Genomic DNA, 20,621 nt, shown 5'->3' with positions numbered 1-20,621 from the left:
TGCGTCCGGGCGCAACGCGCGACCCCGCCCGTCGATATTCTGCCCTGAATACAGATGGGGCCGGACATTCCTGCCCGGCCCCACCATGTCTGTACAATAGGGAAAACCAGCCCTGCGGTCAGGCGCCACGCGCCATGGCGGGGGCTTCGAACCCGATGACACGTGCATATTCCTTGGGCACGACATGCCAGAAACGCGGCAGGGTCTTATCCCAGTTATGCAGCAGCAGCTCGGCATAGCGACTGCCGGTTTCGCGTGCATGGGTTTCCACCTGTTCACGCAGCATGGCTTCCCATTTCGGGTCCTGCACGCGGCACCACATGACCGTATCGGGGTTGACGCGCTCGGCAAACGTGCCGCTGGCGTCATAGACAAAGGCCATGCCGCCGGTGAAGCCCGCGCCGAAATTGTCGCCAATTTCCCCCAGGATCACCACCGTACCGCCGGTCATGTATTCACACCCGTTCGAACCACACCCCTCGACCACGGCAGTGGCGCCGGAGTTACGCACCGCGAAGCGTTCGCCCGCCTGCCCCGCCGCATACAGCGCACCGGCTGTTGCGCCATACAGGACGGTGTTGCCGACAATCGCGTTTTCATTCGACACAAGGCTGGAGGACGGCGATGTCCGCACCACGATGGTCGCCCCCGACAGACCCTTGCCGACATAGTCGTTCGCATCGCCCAGCACCTCAAGCTTGAGGCCCTGTACCGCGAACGCACCCAGCGACTGCCCCGCCGAACCGCGCAGCCGCACCGTCAGGTGCCCCGGCGCCAGCGTGGTCATGCCGAACTGCCGCACGATCAGGGAGGAGATGCGCGTGCCGATGGCGCGATGCGTGTTCTGCACATTGTATTGCAGCTGCATCTTCTCGCCATGGTCGAACAGCGGGCGCGCGTCAGCGATCATCTGCGCATCCAGCGTCTCGGGCACCTCGTTGCGGCCTTCACGCGTGCAGTAGCGGCCATAGGGGCCGGGATCGGCCTGTGCCAGCAGCGAGTTGAGGTCAAGGTCATCAAGATAGTCCGCACCACGCAGCACCTGGTGCAGCAGGTCGGTGCGACCGATGATCTCGTTGAGCGTAGTGAAGCCCAGCGAGGCCAGGATGTTGCGCACGTCCTCGGCAATGAAGGAGAACAGGTTGATCACCTTCTCCGGCGTGCCCTCGAACTTGCGGCGCAGTTCATCATCCTGCGTGCACACGCCAACGGGGCAGGTGTTGGAATGGCATTGGCGCACCATGATGCAGCCCATGGCCACGAGGCTGGCCGTACCAATGCCGAACTCTTCCGCACCCAGCATGGCGGCAATCACTACGTCACGACCGGTCTTCAGGCCGCCATCGGTGCGCAGTTTCACCCGGTGCCGCAGGCGGTTGAGCATCAGGACCTGATGCGCCTCCGCCAGACCCAGTTCCCACGGCATGCCCGCATATTTGACCGAGGACTGGGGGCTTGCGCCCGTACCGCCGGAATGGCCCGAAATCAGGATCGCATCCGCCTTGGCCTTGGCCACGCCTGCCGCGATCGTGCCGATGCCGGAACGCGCGACCAGCTTCACGGTCACGGTGGCCTCGGGGTTGATCTGCTTGAGGTCGTAGATCAGCTGGGCCAGATCCTCGATCGAGTAGATGTCATGATGCGGCGGGGGCGAGATCAGGGTCACGCCCTCCGTCGCATGGCGCAGCTTCGCGATCAGGCCGGTCACCTTGAAGCCGGGCAGCTGCCCGCCCTCACCCGGCTTGGCACCCTGCGCCATCTTGATCTCGATCTCGCGACAGTCGTTCAGATACTGCGCGGTCACGCCAAAACGGCCCGACGCGATCTGCTTGATGGCGGACGACGCATTGTCGCCATTGGGGCGCGGCTTGGCGCGTGCGGGGTCTTCACCACCCTCACCCGAATCGGACTTGGCACCGATGCGGTTCATGGCGATGGACAGCGTCTCATGCGCTTCGGGGCTGAGCGCGCCCAGCGAGATGCCGGGTGCGATCAGGCGCTTGCGCAGTTCGGTAATGCTTTCGACCGATTCCACGGGAATGGGCGTGCGCCCGCCCCGGAAGTCCAGCAGGTCACGCAGGGCCACCGGCGGCTGACGACGCACGGCATCGGCATAACGCTGGTAGACCGAGAAGCTGCCGGTGGAAACCGCCGTCTGCAGCATGTGGATCAGGTTGCCGTCAAACGCATGCACTTCACCGCTGCGGCGCAGCTTGTAGCGGCCACCCACGGACAGGGTTTCGACCTGTTTGTTCCATGCCTTGTGATGGAAGCTCAGCACATTGCGCGCGATGCCGGTCAGGCCGATGCCGGAAATACGCGAAGGCATGCCGGGGAAGAATTCCGCCGTCAGCGCGCGCGACAGCCCGATGGCCTCGAAATTATAGCCGCCACGATACGACGCCACGATGGAAATACCCATCTTGGACATGATCTTCAGCAGGCCCTTGTTGACCGCCTTGCGGTACCGCTCCACCGACTCGCTCAGCGTCAGCTTGCCGAACAGGCCGCGGCGGTGACGGTCGGCAATGCTTTCCTGCGCCAGGTACGGGTTGACCGTGGTCGCTCCCACCCCGATCGTCACCGCAATCGCATGTACATCGAGCGCACCCGCCGAACGAACGTTGAGCGATGTGAACGTGCGCAGCGACTGGCGCACGAGGTGCGTATGCACCGCCGCCGTAGCCAGGATCATGGGGATATAGGCACGATCACCGGACTGGTGTTCGTCGGTCAGGAACACATGCGTGCAGCCCTGGCGCACGCGGTCCTCGGCCTCGGCACGGATACGGGCGATGGCGGCGCGCAAACCCGCTTCCCCGTCGGCTGCGGGAAAGGTGCAGTCGATGATGCACGCGTTCTTGCCACAGAAATCGACCAGCGCCTGGAATTCGCCCGTGGTCAGCACCGGGGAGGGAAGCTGGAGCAGGTCGCACTGGCTCTCGTTTTCCTCAAGGATGTTGCCAAGGTTGCCCAGCCGGGTCACGAGGCTCATCACCCGCGTTTCACGCAGGCTGTCGATGGGCGGATTGGTGACCTGGCTGAACGCCTGACGGAAGTAATGCGCCAGGCCACGGTAACGGGTGGACAGCACCGCCAGTGGCGTATCGTCACCCATTGACCCGATGGCTTCGGACGCGGTTTCCACCATCGGCTGCAGGATGGTTTCAAGATCTTCCAGCGTCAGACCAACAGCCAGCTGGCGACGGCGCAGGTTTTCCGCGTCATACAGCACGGGTTCGCTGCCATCAGGGCGGACAATGCTGGAGATTTCCTGCGTGCGCCTGACCCAGGCCGAGAAATCCTGCCGGCCCGACAGTTCATCAAGCAGTTCCTGATTGCTGTAGAGCTTCGCGGTTTTCAGGTCGAGCGCAAGCGACTGCCCCGGTCCAAGGCGGCCACGGCTTACGATCTCGGCTTCCGGCACCTTCACCATGCCGGTTTCAGAACCCACGATCAGCAGGCCCCCATCGGTAATGGTGTAGCGCAGCGGGCGCAGGCCACTGCGGTCCAGTCCCGCCACCATCCACCGGCCGTCTGTGGCGCACAGGGCGGCCGGGCCGTCCCATGGTTCCATCACGGCGTTGCAGTAGGAATACATGTCCTTGTGCCGCTGCGGCATGGCGGAATTGCCGCCGACGCTTGCCGGAATCATGAGGCACCGCGCCATGGGTGCGTCACGACCGGCGAAGGTCAGCAGTTCGAACACGTTGTCAAAGCATGCCGTGTCCGACCCCTGCGCCTGCACCACGGGCTTGAGATCATCCATGTACGGGTCAAGGATGGGATCGGCCAGACGGGTTTCGTGGCTTTTCATCCAGTTGACGTTGCCCGAAATGGTGTTGATCTCACCATTATGGGCCAGCCTGCGGAACGGCTGCGCCAGCTTCCATGTCGGGAAGGTGTTGGTCGAGTACCGCTGGTGATAGATGGCGAAGCGGCTGACGAAACGCGGGTCAAGCAGGTCGGGGTAGAATTCCGTCAGGTGTTCGGCTAGGAACATGCCCTTGTAGATCAGCGACCGGCATGACAGCGAACACACATACAGGTCTACCTGATTGGCGATCGCGCTTTTTTCGATCTTGCGACGGATCACATACAGGTCGCGCTCGAATTCGTCTTCCGTGCTACCGGGCAGGTTGCGGATCAGGATCTGTTCGATCTCGGGGCGGGTGGCGTTGGCCTTTTCCCCGATGCAGTCGGTGTTGATGGGCACCTGACGCCAGCCATAGATGCTGTAGCCGAAGGCAAGGATCTCGCTTTCGATGATCTGGCGGCAGCGTTCCTGTGCCGCGATATCGGTCTTGGGCAGGAAGATCATGCCCACCGCGATCTGGCTGTCCACGCCGCTTTCCGCGCCACCGGCATGGATCGCGTCGGCAAAGAAGTCCTGCGGAATCTCGACATGGATGCCCGCGCCGTCGCCGGTCTTGCCATCCGCATCGACAGCACCCCGGTGCCACACGGCCTTCAGCGCCGCGATGCCAGCTTCCACCACGTCACGGCGCGGCCTGCCATCCAGGGCCGCGACCATGCCCACGCCACAGGCATCATGTTCATCGGCAGGGCTGTACAGGCCGGAAATGGCCTGTGCATTATCCTGCCATTCCTGAACGAAATCGGTGGACTGGGTTTCAAACTGATCCATCATGCTTACTCCGCCACCTCGGCCTGTGCGGCCGTCATTTCCTCAAGCCATGCGTGCATCTGGGCTGCCGCGTCACGCCCGTCGCGAATGGCCCACACCACCAGACTGGCCCCGCGCACGATGTCACCTGCGGCAAACACGCCGGGCAGGCTGGTCATGAATGTCTTGCGATCGACCATGAGCGTACCCCAGCGCGAAACCTCCAGCTCCGGCTGGCCCCACAGCGTGGGCAGCGGTTCGGGATCGAAGCCCAGTGCCTTGACCACCAGATCGGCTTCCAGCGTGAAGGCGCTGTTTTCCACCGGCTCGACAGACTGGCGGCCGCTGGCGTCGGGCAGGCCCAGCTTCATGCGGCTGGCGCGCACGCCGCTTACAGATCCTTCGCCTTCGAACCCCTGCGGGGCGGCAAGCCATACGAACTCGACACCCTCTTCCTCGGCGTTCTTCACCTCACGCACCGATCCGGGCATGTTCGCCCGATCACGGCGGTACAGGCACTTGACGGACCTGGCACCCTGCCGGATCGCGGTGCGCACGCAGTCCATGGCCGTATCGCCACCGCCGATCACCACGACCGACTTGCCCGCGGCATTCAGTTCGCCATTATCATATTCCGCGACCCTGTCACCCAGCGAGACACGGTTGGACGCCGTCAGGTAATCCAGCGCGCGCACGATACCGCCAAGACCCGCGCCGGGGCCGCCAATATCACGCGACTTGTAAACACCCGTTGCGATCAGCACGCTGTCATGGCGCGCGCGCAGGGTGGAAAACGCAATGCTGTCCGCGCCATCGGTATCGCCAATGCCCTTGCCCAGATGGAACTGGACGCCCGAGTCCACCAGCAGCTTATGCCGACGCAGAACGATGTCCTTTTCCAGCTTGAATCCGGGGATGCCATACATAAGCAGGCCGCCAATACGGTCGTAGCGGTCATAGACATGGACCTGATAACCCTGCTCGCGCAGCTGGACTGCGGCAGCCAGGCCACCGGGGCCTGCGCCGATGATGGCCACACTCTCGTCACGCTCGGCGACCGGCTTCACCGGCCTGACCCAGCCGTTATCAAAGGCGGTGTCGGTAATGTAGCGTTCGACCGCGCCGATGGTAACGCTTTCGAAGCCTTCCTCGATCACGCAGTTACCTTCACACAGACGGTCCTGCGGGCAGATGCGGCCACAGATTTCGGGGAAGGTGTTGGTGGCGGACGACAGTTCATACGCCTCCTCCATCCGTCCTGCCGCCGTCATCATCAGCCAGTCGGGGATGTTGTTGCCCAGCGGACAGTGCACCGAACAGAACGGCACGCCGCACTGCGAACAGCGCGAGGCCTGCGCTTCGGCCTTGGCCGGCACGAATTCGGCGTAAATCTCGTTAAAGTCCTTGCGGCGCGCCTCGGCAGGCCGTTTGTCCGGCTGCTCCTGCGCCACAGAGACGAATTTCAGCATGCGCTCGGCCATCGGTCTGCCCCTGGTCTGCATAATGGAAGGACGCCCTGGTTACGCGGCACGCACCCACAGCGAGGCACAGACCTACGCAACACCCTGCCCAAATAAAAGACAGCAGTACTGACCTTATTCAAAGAAAATGCCAGAAATACGCGAAAATCCCAAGTTTTCTGGCACTCACCCCATTACCAGTCCCATGGGAGACGGCGTGATGCCCAGCATGTCGAGCGTGCGCGCGCCGGGGGCCACGACATTATCGACATACAGCATCCGGACCTGATCGCGCGTCAGCATCTTTCCGGGCAGGTGTTCCAGTACCGCCCCCTGAAGGGTCGCAAGCCACCGGGGCACCGCGAATAACGGACGCGGATGACCACTCCAGCGCGCCGCCCACGCCACGATCTGCCGCATGGTCAGGACCTGCGGGCCGCCAAATTCAAAAATGGCCCCCGCCATGTCCGCCCCCGTTGCGATACGGGCCATGCCTTCAGCCACATCGCCCACCCATACCGGCTGAAAACAGGTCGCCGCCCCGAACACCGGCACGATGGGCATGAACCGCGCCATGCGCGCGAACATGGCGGGAAAAGGACCATCCACCCCGAATATGAGCGAGGGACGGATGATGACCGCCTCCGGCATCGCACGGCTGACCACGCATTCGCCCTCCGCCTTGCTGCGGGCATAGGCGGAGGGGCTGGTGGCGTGCGCACCGAGCGCCGAGACATGGATCAGACGTTCAGCCCCGGAAGCCGCGGCCAGCCTTGCCACCCGCGCGGCGCCGTCCACATGGATGGCCTCGAACGTCTCGGCCCCACGGGGAAACAGAATTCCCACCAGGTTGATGACAAGGCTGCTGCCCTCGATCGCGGCGACGCACGCACTTTCATCCGTGATGGACGCGACGACAGGCACCACCTGCCCCACATCTCCCAGCATCCGCAGTGTCGCCGCATTCGTTGCCGTGCGTCCGGCAACCCGCACCACATATCCCGCTCGCGCCAGCCGTCCGACCACGGACTGCCCCACGAACCCCGAACCGCCAAAAATCGTCGCGACCTTGCGTGTCATCGCCTGCCCCCGCCTGTGGCGCATGAGTGCGCCCCCACCGTTTTCCCATTTTACCCCCCCGCACCGACCTGCCGGAGGGGAAGAAAAGAAAAAATACGCCTGTTTTCAAAAAAATGCATTTACCCTGTTGACCGTACCGCCGGGCCGGACTAAACACCCCTCACACCACCCCGGCGGCCTCCGCTGGGGAGCCTCTGAGCCCAGATGGCGGAATTGGTAGACGCGCAGGTTTCAGGTACCTGTGGCCGCAAGGTCGTGGAAGTTCGAGTCTTCTTCTGGGCACCATCACTGAAAAATTGGTAACACTCCCCTCCGGGGATGGTCAGGGCAGCCCTTCTCGGGACTGCCCCGTTATCTTTTTGTCTGTTTCCCTGCGCAAATTGGTGTAAACCGCCCACGAATACCCATTTCACAGGCAGGCCCACGGTTCCCATGCCCCCTGCCGGTGGGATCGGGATACAACGAATGCCTTTCCTTGCGGTTGCGTTCCAGACCTGCCACCGTGAAGCCGAATATCGTGACGGAGCATTTTCCATATGGCTGTAAGCCCGGCCCCAGACGCCATCCATTTTCATCGCGGCGACCTGCCGGCCGACGTCACGTTTACCGGCGCCGTGGCCGTCGATACGGAAACGATGGGCCTGAACCCGCACCGGGACCGGCTATGTCTTGTGCAGCTTTCGGGGGGCGATGGCCATGCCCATCTGGTGCAGGTGCCTGCCGGCGTCACGGCGGCGGACTGCCCCAACCTGGTGCGCGTACTGACCGACCCCAGACTTCCGAAGCTCATGCATTTCGCACGATTTGACGTAGCGATCCTGCAGCATACGCTTGGTATTACGGTTGCGCCGAACATCTGTACCAAGATCGCCTCCAAGCTGGTGCGGACCTATACCGACCGCCACGGGCTGGCGCATCTGTGCCGCGAACTGCTGGGGGTGGAACTGAGCAAGCAGCAGCAGACGTCCGACTGGGGCGCTGCGGAACTTACACCCGAACAGCGGGCCTATGCCGCATCCGATGTGCTGTACCTGCATGCCCTGTGGGAAAAGCTGGAGGCGCTGCTGCACCGTGAAAACCGTCGCGAACTGGCGCAGGCCTGTTACGATTTCCTTCCCGCCCGCGCCCGTCTGGATATCCTTGGATATGAGGATCCGGACATTTTCGCGCATCGCGCAGCCTGAATAATGGTTCCGGCGTTTGACCGGAAACCATTTCATGACAATACAGACCCGGCATGAACAGCAGCCTTTCCCCTTCCCTCCCCGCCGTTGAAGAAAGCGTGCAGCAGGCACAGGCCCGCATGCTCAACGAAGCATGCAGCGTGCTGCGCACCGAATCCGCCGGCCTGCAGGCGATGATTGCCGCCATGGAAGCCTCCGGCCCCGATGGGCAGGGGGCACTTGGCACGGCCTTTGTCGAAACGGTCGAACGCATCCTGACGGACAACATGCGCGTGGTCGTGACGGGGATTGGCAAGTCGGGGCATATCGGGCGCAAGATCCAGGCGACCCTTGCCTCCACCGGCACGCCCGCCATTTTCGTACATCCGGCCGAAGCCTCGCACGGGGATCTGGGCATGCTTCAGCGCGGGGATGCGGTACTCGCCATTTCCAATTCCGGCGAAACGGCGGAAATGGCCGACCTGGTTTCCCACACACGCCGGTTTGGCATGCTGCTGATCGCCATGACATCGCGCCCGGACTCCACACTGGCCCGCACGGCCGATATCGTACTGCCGCTACCCCATGCGCCCGAAGCCTGCCCCAACGGGCTGGCGCCCACCACCAGTTCCACCATGCAGCTTGCGCTGGGGGATGCACTGGCCGTCGTGCTGCTGCAGCGCCGCCGGTTCAGCGCCAGTGATTTCGGCATTTTCCATCCCGGCGGCCGCCTGGGCACACAGCTGCGCCGGGTGCGTGAGCTTATGCATACGGGCGACAGCATGCCGCTGGGCCTTCCCACCATGCCGGTGCGGCAGGTCATCATGGAAATGACCCGCAAGGCCTTTGGCTGCATGGGCGTGGTGGACATGAAAAACCGGCTGACCGGGCTGATTACCGACCGCGACCTGCGTCTTGCGCTGGAACAGGACCTGGACCACACCTGTGCCGCCGATATCATGAATGCCGAACCCCAGATCATTGGCCCCGACATGCTGGCGGCAGAGGCACTGCGCATCATGAATGACCGGCCCCGGCCCATTTCCAGCATCTTCGTGCTGGATAATGAAAATCATCCTGTCGGTATCCTGCACCTCCATGACCTGCTGCGTGCTGGCGTTGCATGACCGAACAGCCGGACGACAGGGACGACGGGACCGATCCCAACCACATCCAGCGTGAGGACTATGCCCGCAGCGCGGCCGATATCGAACGCCAGCGCAGCATATTCGACCAGTCTGCACGGGCGCGCCTGCTGCCCAACGCCGCCGACCTGGCCCGGCGGCAGGCCATCATGCGCTCGGCCAAGTGGATGCTGCCGCTACTGGCACTGATCCTGCTGGGGTCCATCGCCGCATGGCCCGCAGTGCAGCGCGCGGTCATCATGCATACCGGCACCATGGCGCAGATGAGCCATGTGCGCGTGAAAAGCGGCAGCATGCTCAACCCCACCTATCGCGGGCTGGATGACCATAACCGCCCTTACATGATTACCGCGGATGAGGCTCGCCAGGTCTCCTCCGAACGGATTGACCTGAGCAACCCGGCCGCCGACACATTGATGGATAACGGAAACTGGATGTATGTCACCGCGCGCGACGGCGTTTATATCCAGCATGCGCAGATCCTGGACCTGGCGCATGATGTCACGCTGTACCGCAATGACGGGACCCTCATGCTCAGCCCCTCGGCCAATATGGACATGCGCCACAACATCGTCGTATCCGATGACTGGATCCATGCCGAAGGGCCCATCGGGCAGATTGACGTACAGGGCGGCATGCTGGACACACGCGGCGGCGTCATGCTGTTTCGAGGGCCGGGCCGCATGATCCTCAACGCAGCGGAAAGATCGAACTGATGGCGCGCGCAACATTCCGCCTGCCGCTTGGCGGCATCCTTGTGGGACTGGTGGCGGCACATCCCGTCATGGCGCAGGGACTGGACATGTCCCACGGCCAGCAGATCAACGTCACCGCTGCCGGTGGCTTCGACTGGGACCAGAACGCGCAGACCGTCACTGCCTATGACCGCGCACAGGCCATCCGTGGCGACATGACCGTGCGGGCGGACAGGCTGGTCGCCTTCTACCGCAAGAAGGCCGCGGCCACGCCCGCTGCCGGGCAGGCCACGCCGCCTGCCACCGGGCCACGGGCCGCCGCATCCGGGCCGCCCGCGGCCGATGCGCCACTGGCGGCCCATCTGGGCGTTGCTCCTCCGCTGGAAACCCGCCGCCCCCACATAACCGATAACGCGCCACAGGCGGCAGGCGACACCCCGCCCGCCACGACACCACAGGCCACGTCGGCAGCACCAGCAGCACCAACCGCCCCCGTCGGCACCGATTCCGATGTGGACACCAGCCTGACCACGACATCCGATACCCTGCCGCAGGACATGCCCACGCCCGACGCCCCGGCGCCCGCAGGCATGCCTGGCGGCCAGCCCGGCGCCGCAACGGGCAACGGCGCGGGCGATGCAGGTGGTAACGGTTCGGGCGGAGCCAGCGAGGTCTACCGGCTGGAAGCGATCGGGCACGTCCATTCCTTCAACACGAATGACCAGGCATGGGGCGATCATGCCGTATACGACGTGGATCAGGCGATCCTGGTCATGACCGGCCAGCACCTGAAAATGACCACGCCACAGGACATCCTGACCGCGCGCGACGTGCTGGAATACCATTCGCACGAACACATGTCGGTCGCCCGTGGCAACGCCACCATGACCACCAATGACGGGCGGCAGCTGCGCGCGGACGTGCTGGTCGGGTATGACAGGCCAAAGGCGCAGCGCAGCAACGCACGCCGCGACTGGGATGCCACCCACCCCAATGACAAATCCCGGCCCGCAGCAACCAGTGTTGACGACCGCCCGTCACCCGGAGCCGGGACGATCGACCATGTCGATGCCTTCGGCCATATCGTGATCCGCACCCGCACCGAGACCATAACCGGCGACCGGGGCGTGTACGTGCCTGATACGGGCATTGCCCGTCTGGTTGGCAACGTGCATATCACCCGTGGGGAAAATCAGGTCAGCGGCACCTCGGCCATCGTGAACATGCACACCGATATCGCGACGCTGACCGACAACCCCGGCTCACGGGTCAGTGGCCTGGTCATTCCGAATCAGGCCGGCAAAGGTGACAAGGGATCAGCAAGATGAACCAGACATCCCCGGCGGACCAGCCCGACGCCACCGGACAGCCGGTCCCTGCCGCCGAAACGGGACTGATCGCCAGTGGCATCGGCAAAAGCTACAAGAAGCGGCAGGTCGTGCGCGATGTCTCGCTACAGGTCCAGCGTGGTGAAGCCGTGGCCCTGCTGGGGCCGAACGGCGCGGGCAAGACCACCAGCTTCTACATGATCGTGGGACTGGTGCGGCCCGACATGGGCACAATCACGCTGGATGGCGCGGATATCACCCAGTTGCCCATGTACCGCCGCGCCCGCATGGGTATTGGCTATCTGCCGCAGGAATCAAGCATTTTCCGTGGCCTGAATGTTGAACAGAACATCATGGCCGCCCTGGAGATTGTCGAACCCGACCGTGACCGGCGGCAGACGATGCTTGATGGCCTGCTGGGAGAATTCGGCATTACCCGGCTGCGGCATTCCTCCTCCCTCGCCCTGTCGGGTGGTGAACGGCGGCGGCTGGAAATCGCCCGTGCGCTGGCCAGCCAGCCGCATTACATCCTGCTGGACGAACCGCTGGCCGGTATTGATCCCATCGCGGTCGGTGAAATCCGTGATCTTGTCGCGCACCTGAAGGATCGCGGCATCGGGGTGCTGATTACCGACCACAACGTGCGCGAGACGCTGGAAGTGATCGACCGGGCCTACATCATGCACAGCGGACAGGTGCTGACCGAAGGCAGGCCCGAGGAAATCGTGGCGAACGAGGATGTGCGCCGCGTCTATCTGGGTGAAAAATTCACGCTATAGGCCCGTTCGTGCCCTCCCTGTGTGACAGGGGGCGTGCACAAGGGAGCAGCCATAGAGAAATCTGTGGTCTTTTATGCAAGGAAGGCATGGACAGCCACGGTGCAACCATGCCCAAATGTACCCGTTCGGGACCATGTGCCCGACAGGCACAACGCAACCGCCACCAGCACGCAGCCCGCATGGGAGCAGGATCGTCCCCTTAATTCATGACCATTGACTGAAACGACCGTATTCCGTCTCCCGCATGCGACTGCGTTGTGATCATGTAAGGAGTTACCCCTTATGCACATCAGTGTTGCCGGAAAGCAGATCGACCTGTCCGATGCCCTGAAACACCGGGTAAGCGCCCATCTGGACCGCATTTCGGAAAAGTATTTCGGGCAGGCCATGGAGGCCCGGGTCACCTTCAGTCGCGCGCGTTCGTTTTTTACCTGTGACATCAACCTGCACGCCACGCGGGGTCTGACCCTGCGTGGTGAGGGCGAGGCGGCGGATGCCCATTCCGCCTTTGACGATGCGGCCGAACATATTGCCCGGCGCCTGCGCCGCTATCACCGCAAGGCTACGAATCACGGTCACCTCAAGGTCCGTCAGCAGGTACCCGAAATCGGTCGTGGCTATGTGCTGCGTCCCGGCATGACTGAACCGCTTGCCGCCGCCGAGGAAGACAGCGTGGCCGAGGATGAGGACGCGGCGCTGCCGCCCGCGGGCCCCTACGCCACCATCATTGCCGAACACCCGACCGAAATCCCGGCCCTGAGCGTGAGCGAGGCAGTGATGCGCCTTGACCTGGCGGACAGCCAGATCCAGCTTTTCCGCAACACCAAGACCGATACCATCAACGTGCTGTACCGCAGGCCGGACGGCAATATCGGCTGGCTTGACCCGTCCCTGCGTCAGGCCAGCTGACACGACAGGCCAGTCCGCCTGACCCGCGCGGACTGGCAGCACCACAAATGCAAATGGCCCTGCCCCGAAAACCGGGACAGGGCCATTGCCTTATCTGGTGTGATGAAATGCCTAGTGCAGCGGCACTGGCATCATTTCATGCTGGAGAATGGCGTTTATGGCGGTTTCCCAGTCTTCGGTCACCGCCATGGGCGTACCATCGGCGGCATGGATGGCAAACGCGTCTTCGCCCTCTACTTCCACCGCGCGGATGTAGGCCACCGATTCCATGCCCAGACCGCGCAGTTCCGACGTGCTGATGACCGGTGCGGCATTCACCACATCATTCTGCAGCAGCACCCGACCATTCTGTGTTGTAACTCTCATCGCGTTATCTCCGCATCATGAAGGGACGGTCGTCCCTTCCCATCTGCATCGCAATATGGGCCGTTACATTACGGCGTACGCTGTTATTCCTCGTCAATAACCCTCACGACACGTTGCTTGCGCCCGGCCGGTACGTCCACCACCGGCGCCACACGATCGCGCGACGAAGAGGCCGTGGGCCCATGACCGATCTCGATCTTGCGCACACGGACTTCCGGCTGCGGGCGGGCGAGTTCGATATGAAGCAGGCCGTTATCCATCCATGCCCCGCCGACCTCGATTCCCTCGGCCAGTACGAACGCCTTCTGGAACTGGCGGGCGGCAATGCCACGGTGCAGGAAAATCCGCCCCTGCCCGTCGTCACTCTGCCGACCGCGAATGACAAGCTGGTTGTCTTCCTGTGTGATGTGCAGGTCTTCCATCACGAACCCCGCCACTGCCAGCGTGATGCGCAGGGTCGTGGGACTGACCTGTTCTATATTATAGGGCGGATATCCGTCCGACGCGTTTTTCGACGCGCGTTCAAGCATCTGCTCCAGATGGTCAAACCCGAGGAACATGGGTGACCCGAAAACTCTACCCGACAAATCGGCCTCCTCTGCTGCGAGCGAGACAAGAAACGAAAAACGGACCCGAAACAGCACCCGCATCCCGTCCCTTCACGATATGGGAGAATAATAGCCATGCGCAAGGGGAAGACACCATGCGCGCACCATGGCATTTTGGCCGCCTCCCCTCTGGTATCCCATGTGGGGACACGCTAAATGGCAGTCTATGATTGATCATGATGTCATCGCTCAGGCGACCCCCATGCCGATCCTGGTCGCACCCCAGGCGGTCCTGCGCCAGAAAACCCGCCTTGTCCGCCCCGAGGACATGAACGAGCTGCGCACCATCATCCCGCGTATGTTCGCGGCCATGTACCAGGCGCCCGGCATCGGCCTTGCGGCCCCGCAGGTGGGCCTTGGCATGCGCTTCGCCATCGTGGACGTGGCCGACAGGGACGAGGCGCGCAATCCGCTGGTGCTGATCAACCCCGAAGTGATCGCCGAGACGGACGGCATGGCCGTGCGTGAGGAAGGCTGCCTGTCGCTGCCCAACCAGTATGCCGAGGTCATCCGTCCCGAAGCCGTGCGCGTGCGGTATCAGGACATGGACGGCAAGGTGCAGGAACTGGAAGCCGATGACCTGCTGGCCACCTGCCTGCAGCACGAGATCGACCATCTGGAAGGCATCCTGTTTGTTGATCATCTGTCGGCGCTGAAGCGCAACATGATCATGCGTCGCCTGGCCAAGGAACAGCGCCAGAAACACTGATCGCCCGCCGCGATCCCCCGCCGGACCCTGAATGCGCCAGACGGGTCCTGCCCAGCCTGAACGGACCCCAACGACATGCGACTGGCCTTCATGGGTACACCTGACTTCGCGGTGCCCGCCCTGCGCGCCCTGCATCAGGCCGGGCATGACATCGTAACCGTCTACAGCCAGCCCCCCCGCCCCGCCGGACGGGGGAAGAAGCTGCGCCCTTCTCCCGTGCAGGTCGCGGCGGAGGAACTGGGCATTCCCGTCCGCACGCCGCAGTCCCTGCGGCGCAATACGGAAGAACACGCCTATTTCCGTAACCTGAAGCTGGATGCCGCCGTGGTGGCGGCCTATGGGCTGATCCTGCCGGTGGAGATGCTCGACGCCCCCGCGCGTGGCTGCCTGAACATCCATGCCAGCCTGCTGCCACGCTGGCGCGGCGCCGCCCCGATACAGGCCGCCATTCTGGCCGGTGACAGGGAAAGTGGCGTTACCATCATGCAGATGGATGCAGGACTGGATACCGGGGCCATGCTGCTGCGTGACCATGTGACGCTGACCGACCATACCACCGCCACCACACTGCATGACGACCTTGCGGCCATGGGCGGGCGGCTGATTGTTGATGTCCTGAGCCGTCCACCATTTCCCGGCACGCCGCAGCCTGACACCGGTGTCACCTATGTCCAGCGCCTGAGCCGCGAGGACGGGCGCATCGACTGGGCCCGCCCCGCTGCCGAGATTGACCGGCAGGTGCGGGCCCTGACCCCGTGGCCGGGAACCTTCACCACGCTTGATGGTCAGGTCATCAAGATCGGGGCGGTAAGCCTTGAATACAGTTTAAGTTTTAATTCTTCCGACACGAAGAAGATGGTGATCAGAGCGGTGGACCATGCCCGGGCCTACAACATGCCGCTCGTCCCTGGCATGGTAGTGGATGACCGGCTTTGCGTTACCTGTGGCAAAGACTCGCTATTGCGCATCACCCGCCTGCAACGCCCCGGACGTGGCATGATGGATGCTGCCGATTTCCTGCGCGGGCAGGCCGTCGCCCCCGGCACACGTTTCGGGCTGGAGATGCCCGATGCCTGAAACCCCGCCCGCGCGTCCCGGTGACGCCGCCCCGCCATCGGTCTGCCGGTGGGCAGTTCTGATCGAATATGACGGGCGCGGTTTTGTTGGCTGGCAGCGCCAGCAGGCGGAACACCTGACCTCGATACAGGGTATTCTGGAGAATGCCGCGAAAAACCTGACAGCCGGACGCGATGTCCGCAGCATCACCGCCGGTCGCACTGATGCCGGCGTACATGCCAGCGGGCAGGTCGCGCATCTGGATTTCCCAGCCGATGTCACGCTGTCCAGCGCCACGGTGCGGGACGGACTGAATTTCTACATGAAGCCGCATCCGGTCGTGGTACTTATGGCGCGCCCGGTGCTGCCCCACTGGAATGCGCGTTTTTCAGCGTGCTCACGCGCCTATCGCTACCGTATCCTCAACCGTGCCGCCCGCCCGGCGCTGGAGGAAGGGCACGTCTGGCATGTCCGTGCAGCGCTGGATGCCGATGTGATGCACACTGCTGCCCAGTTGCTGGTAGGACGGCATGATTTCACGTCTTTCCGTGCCTCGGCCTGTCAGGCACGCAGTCCGGTGCGTTCGATCGACCGACTGGATGTACGGCGCGAGGGCGACCATGTCGTGATTGAAGCCGAAGCCCGTTCCTTCCTGCACCATCAGGTGCGCAACATGGCGGGGACCCTGAAACTGGTGGGAGAAGGCCGCTGGGCACCGGAACGGGTCGAACAGGCCCTTGCAGCCCGTGACCGCCGTGCGGGCGGCCCGACCGCCCCACCGGAAGGCCTGTGCCTGACCGGCGTAGGCTACGAGGAAAATCCCTTCAGCCGCTGACCTGTGCACCAACCAGTAAAAGTTTTTGGGTGAAGTTTTTTCAAAAAGCTTTGAAAGACGCTGCCTTGTTAAAAACAGGCGACACCCGGAAACTTCTGTTTTTCATCGATGGGCAGACCCCTGACCCTGCTGCACCAGCAGGGGATAAAGAAAGTCATGCCACGCACGCTGGTTCGGGGAAAGCACACCGACCGCCATTGACAGCAACCCAAGGCTGCCCAGTATCGCCAGCACCAGCACCACCGCCTGCCCACGCCGCAACAGCAGGCCGATACGCGCCACGTACCACGTCAGCCACAGGCTGTAGCCGAACTCCACCCCATTCAGGATCATCGCCCCCGTGGCGGATTCCAGCAGCTTGGGCGAGGCCAGCGCCATAAGCAGCGCCACCGCCAGCCCCACGAACAGCGTGACCCAGTCTGTCCACCACGCCGCCGTGATGTAGCGCAGCCACAGCCCTTCGCGCTTCCACCGCCGCGCCAGCGCATGGGTCACAACGGCAGGCAGCAGGATCAGGCACAGTGCGAACAGCACCTTCACCCCACTGATCGCCTGCGGGGCGGTGCCAATGGTCAGGCCGCCACCCACCAGCCATAGCGCAAGGCGGGGCGCCAGCGCGGCCAGAACGGAATCGCGGGTATTGCCAAAATAGGCGATGCCTTCCGCACGGCCCCGCCCCAGCAGCAGCATTCCCTTGAGGATCATGCCAAGTCCGGGTGAATTCGGCTCGGGGGATATGCCGCGATCAGACATTAACGCATTACCTTTTCAAGGAAGCCGGTATAGATCGCCGTCAGATGCTTCAGGTCTGACAGGCTGACATGCTCGTCCGTCTTGTGCATGCTTGCCCCCACCAGCCCGAATTCCGCAACAGGGCAGTAACGGCTGATAAAGCGGGCATCCGACGTGCCGCCGCCGGTATCCAGCTTCGGCACATGCCCCGTCACCGCACGCACGCTCGCACGCAGGGCTTCGACCGATGCGCCAGGTTCGGTCAGGAAGGATTCACCACTGATGGAGATACCTACATCCGCCCGGGGGGCATGACGGATTGCTACGGTGCGGATCCAGCCCGCAAGGTCGGCGCCGGTATGAAGGTCATTGAAACGGATGTTCAGCCGGGCTTCGGCCCGGGCAGGAATGACATTGGTGGCCGTATTGCCCACGTCAAGGCTGGTCACCTGCAGGCTGGATGCCTCGAACCACTCACTGCCGTCATCCAGCGGGGCCGCCGTCAGTTCACCCAGCAGCGCCAGCAGGCGATGGACCGGATTATCCGCCCGGTGTGGATAGGCTACATGCCCCTGCGTGCCTTGCACGGTAATATGGGCATTCAGGCTGCCACGACGGCCGATCTTGATGACTTCGCCCATCCCGGCGGGATTGGTAGGTTCGCCCACAAGACAGAAATCGGGAATCTGGCCTTCAGCCGCCATCCATTCCAGCACGCGTACCGTGCCATTGGTGGCGGGGCCTTCCTCATCACCCGTAATCAGCAGGCTGATTGATCCCTGCGGCTGCGGCGTGCGTTCAAGATACAGCCTGACGGCGGCGACAAAGGCGGCAATGCCCCCTTTCATGTCGCACGCGCCACGACCGAACAGGACACCGTCATGTATTGCCCCGCCAAAGGGGTCATGCGCCCACGCGGCCGTATCCCCCACCGGCACGACATCCGTATGCCCGGCGAAACACAGATGTGGATGCCCCGTGCCAAGGCGGGCAAACAGGTTGGGGGTGCGCGCCACCCCTTCGCCAAACGGCAGCAGGGTGACGCTGAAACCGATCTGTTCCAGCACGCGGGCCAGCGCGGTGATGCCGCAGCCATCATCGGGGGTTACGGAAGGACAGCGGATCAGGTCACGCGTCAGGGCGATAACACCGCCGGGATCGTGTTGCGTATCCGCCATTCCGCCGTCCCCCATGATACCGGTCAGCCGCGCAGCAGGTCGTTGATCGAGGTCTTGGAACGCGTACGTTCATCCACGCGCTTGACGATCACCGCGCAGTCCAGCGACGGCAGTGGCTTGCCATCGGTGCTGGTCGCCTGACGCGGCGGCAGCGTGCCGGGCACGACCACGGAATAGGCCGGGACACGGCCCATGAAGACTTCACCCGTCGCACGATCAACGATCTTGGTCGAAGCACCAAGGAACACACCCATGGACAGCACGCTGCCACGTTCGACCACCACGCCTTCGGCCACTTCCGAACGCGCGCCGATGAAGCAACCGTCCTCAATGATGACGGGGGCGGCCTGCAGCGGCTCCAGCACGCCGCCAATGCCCACGCCACCGCTGATATGGCAGTTCTTGCCGATCTGCGCGCAACTGCCGATCGTGACCCATGTATCAACCATCGTGCCGCTATCGACATACGCACCGGCATTGACGAAGCTGGGCATCAGTACAACACCCGGCGCGATGAACGCGGAACGGCGCACGATGGAGCCCGGCACCGCGCGGAAGCCTGCCTCGGCAAACGCCGCCTGGTCCCAGCCTGCGAATTTCAGCGGCACCTTGTCATAGCTGGGTGCCCCCGCACCGCCGCCTTCGACAATCCGGTTGTCATTGAGGCGGAAGGACAGCAGGACAGCCTTCTTCAGCCATTCATTGACCACCCAGCCAGCCGGGCCGGGGGTTGCGACGCGCAGCCGGCCGGAATCCAGCGCCAGAAGCGCCGCCTCGACGGCATCACGGTCAGCGCCGGTGGTGGCGGTGGACAGCGTCTCACGACGCTCCCACAGGGCCTCGATCTGGCTCTGAAGGGATGTATCGGTCATATTTGCAAAATCCTGTCTTGGGCAGGCGTCCCCGGCAGGGCACGCCGGGGGCCTTTGGTATTGATTGCCTGCGGACCATGCGGAGGATCATGGGCAATGTCAACGCAATGCCCCCCTCCACATGACCTGATCCAGCGGGGGTCAGCTGCCCCGGATCAGGGTGCCCGGCCCGGCTTCCGTAAACAGTTCCAGCAGGCAGGAATGCTGCACCCGGCCATCAAGGATGACGGCGGCCTTCGCCCCCGCGCGCACGGCCTCAAGGCAGGTTTCGACCTTGGGGATCATGCCGCCGGAAATCATGCCGCTGGCGATGCCGCGACGCGCATCTTCCGCCGTCAGTTCCGGGATCAGTTTCCCGTCTCCATCCAGCACGCCGGGCACATCCGTCAGCATGAGCAGGCGACTGGCATTGACCGCACCCGCAATCGCACCCGCGGCCGTATCGGCATTGATGTTATAGGTCTCGCCCTGCTCGCCCGCGCCGATGGGCGCGATCACCGGAATCAGCCCCGAACCGGACAGCGCATAGATCACGCGCGGGTCGATGCGGGTCGGTTCCCCCACGAAGCCAAGGTCCAGCAGGCGATCGGTCTCGACCCCGGCCTCACGCGCGCGGCGCTGGAGCCTGCGGGCGGAAATCAGGCCACCATCAAGCCCCGAAATGCCAACCGCCAGCGCACCGGCCCGGTTGATCAGGCCCGCGACCTGTTTGTTCACCTTGCCGCCCAGCACCATCTCGATCACGTCGATCATGGCGGCATCAGTCACGCGCAGGCCGTCGATGAAGGTCGATTCAATCTGCAGCCGCTTGAGCATCGCGCTGATCTGCGGCCCGCCGCCATGCACCACGACCGGGTTGACGCCAACCTGCTTGAGCAGCGCGATATCATGGCCAAACGCGGTGGACAGCGATGTATCGACCATCGCGCTGCCGCCATATTTGACGACAACCGTATCCCCCGCATAACGACGCAGGTAAGGCAGCGCCCTGGCCAGAACCTCGGCCCGTGCCTGTGCTTCCCGGTCGCCCGATTGCGTTCCTGTCATCCGAACGTTCCCTTCGCTCCTGACTGCTGAAT

18 protein-coding genes and 1 tRNA gene are annotated in these 20,621 nt (G+C 63.4%); 10 read left to right on the top strand and 9 right to left on the bottom strand.

The annotated features are described in order from the left end of the window. Positions 1–118: 118 nt before the first annotated feature. From gltB to MSKU9_RS15125, 3 genes are all read right to left on the bottom strand, one after another. A complete protein-coding gene (gene gltB, locus MSKU9_RS15135; RefSeq protein WP_370685937.1) occupies positions 119–4,648 on the bottom strand; it encodes a glutamate synthase large subunit in 4,530 nt (1,509 codons plus the stop codon). A 5-nt stretch (positions 4,649–4,653) separates the two neighbouring features. Continuing rightward, the gene (locus MSKU9_RS15130; RefSeq protein ID WP_141262195.1) at positions 4,654–6,108 is read right to left on the bottom strand and encodes an NAD(P)-dependent oxidoreductase; all 1,455 of its coding nucleotides are present in this window, start codon (positions 6,106–6,108) and stop codon (positions 4,654–4,656) included. A 165-nt stretch (positions 6,109–6,273) separates the two neighbouring features. After that, positions 6,274–7,167, bottom strand: a complete 894-nt coding sequence (locus tag MSKU9_RS15125; protein ID WP_141262194.1) for a complex I NDUFA9 subunit family protein — start codon at positions 7,165–7,167, stop codon at positions 6,274–6,276. A gap of 198 nt (positions 7,168–7,365) precedes the next feature. Here MSKU9_RS15125 and MSKU9_RS15120 point away from each other — a divergent pair. The 7 genes from MSKU9_RS15120 to hpf all read left to right on the top strand — a co-directional run bounded on the left by MSKU9_RS15120 (position 7,366) and on the right by hpf (position 13,186). Continuing rightward, a tRNA-Leu gene (locus MSKU9_RS15120) sits at positions 7,366–7,452 on the top strand. Positions 7,453–7,703: 251 nt separating this feature from the next. After that, positions 7,704–8,351, top strand: a complete 648-nt coding sequence (locus MSKU9_RS15115; protein WP_141262193.1) for a ribonuclease D — start codon at positions 7,704–7,706, stop codon at positions 8,349–8,351. A 53-nt stretch (positions 8,352–8,404) separates the two neighbouring features. Beyond that, on the top strand, positions 8,405–9,457 hold the full coding sequence (locus tag MSKU9_RS15110; protein WP_141262192.1) for a KpsF/GutQ family sugar-phosphate isomerase: 1,053 nt from the start codon (positions 8,405–8,407) through the stop codon (positions 9,455–9,457). Continuing rightward, positions 9,454–10,191, top strand: a complete 738-nt coding sequence (gene lptC / locus MSKU9_RS15105; protein WP_141262191.1) for an LPS export ABC transporter periplasmic protein LptC — start codon at positions 9,454–9,456, stop codon at positions 10,189–10,191. Before MSKU9_RS15110 ends, lptC begins: the two co-directional genes overlap by 4 nt. Then, positions 10,191–11,498 carry an LptA/OstA family protein gene (locus MSKU9_RS15100; protein ID WP_141262190.1) on the top strand — a complete coding sequence of 436 codons (1,308 nt, stop codon included), beginning with the start codon at positions 10,191–10,193 and terminating at the stop codon, positions 11,496–11,498. The genes lptC and MSKU9_RS15100 overlap by 1 nt, the downstream gene beginning before the upstream one ends. Beyond that, a complete protein-coding gene (gene lptB, locus MSKU9_RS15095; RefSeq protein ID WP_141262189.1) occupies positions 11,495–12,277 on the top strand; it encodes an LPS export ABC transporter ATP-binding protein in 783 nt (260 codons plus the stop codon). The genes MSKU9_RS15100 and lptB overlap by 4 nt, the downstream gene beginning before the upstream one ends. A gap of 282 nt (positions 12,278–12,559) precedes the next feature. Beyond that, on the top strand, positions 12,560–13,186 hold the full coding sequence (gene hpf, locus MSKU9_RS15090; protein WP_141262188.1) for a ribosome hibernation-promoting factor, HPF/YfiA family: 627 nt from the start codon (positions 12,560–12,562) through the stop codon (positions 13,184–13,186). A gap of 111 nt (positions 13,187–13,297) precedes the next feature. On the opposite strand, the gene MSKU9_RS15085 is transcribed toward hpf, so the two are convergent. After that, positions 13,298–13,552, bottom strand: coding sequence for a DUF1150 family protein (locus MSKU9_RS15085; RefSeq protein ID WP_141262187.1), 255 nt, complete (start codon positions 13,550–13,552; stop codon positions 13,298–13,300). Between the two features lie 83 nt (positions 13,553–13,635). After that, positions 13,636–14,112 (bottom strand): Hsp20 family protein, encoded by a 477-nt coding sequence (locus MSKU9_RS15080; protein WP_141262230.1) that lies wholly within the window; start codon positions 14,110–14,112, stop codon positions 13,636–13,638. A gap of 214 nt (positions 14,113–14,326) precedes the next feature. Here MSKU9_RS15080 and def point away from each other — a divergent pair, with 214 nt between their 5' ends. The 3 genes from def to truA all read left to right on the top strand — a co-directional run bounded on the left by def (position 14,327) and on the right by truA (position 16,760). Beyond that, a complete protein-coding gene (gene def, locus MSKU9_RS15075) occupies positions 14,327–14,869 on the top strand; it encodes a peptide deformylase (protein ID WP_141262186.1) in 543 nt (180 codons plus the stop codon). Positions 14,870–14,944: 75 nt separating this feature from the next. Beyond that, positions 14,945–15,946, top strand: a complete 1,002-nt coding sequence (gene fmt / locus MSKU9_RS15070) for a methionyl-tRNA formyltransferase (protein WP_141262185.1) — start codon at positions 14,945–14,947, stop codon at positions 15,944–15,946. Next, complete coding sequence (gene truA / locus MSKU9_RS15065) at positions 15,939–16,760, top strand: tRNA pseudouridine(38-40) synthase TruA (protein WP_141262184.1); 822 nt, start codon at positions 15,939–15,941, stop codon at positions 16,758–16,760. Before fmt ends, truA begins: the two co-directional genes overlap by 8 nt. A gap of 102 nt (positions 16,761–16,862) precedes the next feature. Here truA and MSKU9_RS15060 read toward each other — a convergent pair whose 3' ends face one another. The 4 genes from MSKU9_RS15060 to argB all read right to left on the bottom strand — a co-directional run bounded on the left by MSKU9_RS15060 (position 16,863) and on the right by argB (position 20,589). Continuing rightward, positions 16,863–17,513, bottom strand: coding sequence for a hypothetical protein (locus MSKU9_RS15060; RefSeq protein WP_193557712.1), 651 nt, complete (start codon positions 17,511–17,513; stop codon positions 16,863–16,865). Next, entirely contained in the window at positions 17,513–18,670 is a 1,158-nt protein-coding gene (gene dapE, locus MSKU9_RS15055; protein WP_141262183.1) for a succinyl-diaminopimelate desuccinylase, read from the bottom strand. The genes MSKU9_RS15060 and dapE overlap by 1 nt, the downstream gene beginning before the upstream one ends. A 23-nt stretch (positions 18,671–18,693) precedes the next feature. Further along, positions 18,694–19,542, bottom strand: coding sequence for a 2,3,4,5-tetrahydropyridine-2,6-dicarboxylate N-succinyltransferase (gene dapD, locus MSKU9_RS15050; RefSeq protein WP_141262182.1), 849 nt, complete (start codon positions 19,540–19,542; stop codon positions 18,694–18,696). 141 nt (positions 19,543–19,683) lie between these two features. Continuing rightward, entirely contained in the window at positions 19,684–20,589 is a 906-nt protein-coding gene (gene argB, locus MSKU9_RS15045) for an acetylglutamate kinase (RefSeq protein WP_141262181.1), read from the bottom strand. Positions 20,590–20,621 lie beyond the last annotated feature (32 nt).

The sequence above is a fragment of the Komagataeibacter diospyri genome, from assembly GCF_006538165.1.
In the GTDB taxonomy this organism is placed as follows: domain Bacteria; phylum Pseudomonadota; class Alphaproteobacteria; order Acetobacterales; family Acetobacteraceae; genus Komagataeibacter; species Komagataeibacter diospyri.
The sequence above is the reverse complement of the archived record's forward strand: the minus strand, read 5'-3'. Positions and strand labels throughout refer to the sequence as shown.

Excerpts from the sequence above, each read along its gene's own strand:
- gltB (WP_370685937.1), bottom strand. The coding sequence starts at position 4,648 with ATGGATCAGTTTGAAACCCAGTCCACCGATTTCGTTCAGGAATGGCAG.
- MSKU9_RS15100 (WP_141262190.1), top strand. The coding sequence starts at position 10,191 with ATGGCGCGCGCAACATTCCGCCTGCCGCTTGGCGGCATCCTTGTGGGA.
- MSKU9_RS15130 (WP_141262195.1), bottom strand. The coding sequence starts at position 6,108 with ATGGCCGAGCGCATGCTGAAATTCGTCTCTGTGGCGCAGGAGCAGCCG.
- def (WP_141262186.1), top strand. The coding sequence starts at position 14,327 with ATGATTGATCATGATGTCATCGCTCAGGCGACCCCCATGCCGATCCTG.
- MSKU9_RS15125 (WP_141262194.1), bottom strand. The coding sequence starts at position 7,167 with ATGACACGCAAGGTCGCGACGATTTTTGGCGGTTCGGGGTTCGTGGGG.
- dapD (WP_141262182.1), bottom strand. The coding sequence starts at position 19,542 with ATGACCGATACATCCCTTCAGAGCCAGATCGAGGCCCTGTGGGAGCGT.
- lptC (WP_141262191.1), top strand. The coding sequence starts at position 9,454 with ATGACCGAACAGCCGGACGACAGGGACGACGGGACCGATCCCAACCAC.
- truA (WP_141262184.1), top strand. The coding sequence starts at position 15,939 with ATGCCTGAAACCCCGCCCGCGCGTCCCGGTGACGCCGCCCCGCCATCG.
- fmt (WP_141262185.1), top strand. The coding sequence starts at position 14,945 with ATGCGACTGGCCTTCATGGGTACACCTGACTTCGCGGTGCCCGCCCTG.
- dapE (WP_141262183.1), bottom strand. The coding sequence starts at position 18,670 with ATGGCGGATACGCAACACGATCCCGGCGGTGTTATCGCCCTGACGCGT.
- argB (WP_141262181.1), bottom strand. The coding sequence starts at position 20,589 with ATGACAGGAACGCAATCGGGCGACCGGGAAGCACAGGCACGGGCCGAG.
- MSKU9_RS15115 (WP_141262193.1), top strand. The coding sequence starts at position 7,704 with ATGGCTGTAAGCCCGGCCCCAGACGCCATCCATTTTCATCGCGGCGAC.
- MSKU9_RS15080 (WP_141262230.1), bottom strand. The coding sequence starts at position 14,112 with ATGTTCCTCGGGTTTGACCATCTGGAGCAGATGCTTGAACGCGCGTCG.
- MSKU9_RS15085 (WP_141262187.1), bottom strand. The coding sequence starts at position 13,552 with ATGAGAGTTACAACACAGAATGGTCGGGTGCTGCTGCAGAATGATGTG.
- MSKU9_RS15110 (WP_141262192.1), top strand. The coding sequence starts at position 8,405 with ATGAACAGCAGCCTTTCCCCTTCCCTCCCCGCCGTTGAAGAAAGCGTG.
- lptB (WP_141262189.1), top strand. The coding sequence starts at position 11,495 with ATGAACCAGACATCCCCGGCGGACCAGCCCGACGCCACCGGACAGCCG.
- MSKU9_RS15060 (WP_193557712.1), bottom strand. The coding sequence starts at position 17,513 with ATGTCTGATCGCGGCATATCCCCCGAGCCGAATTCACCCGGACTTGGC.
- hpf (WP_141262188.1), top strand. The coding sequence starts at position 12,560 with ATGCACATCAGTGTTGCCGGAAAGCAGATCGACCTGTCCGATGCCCTG.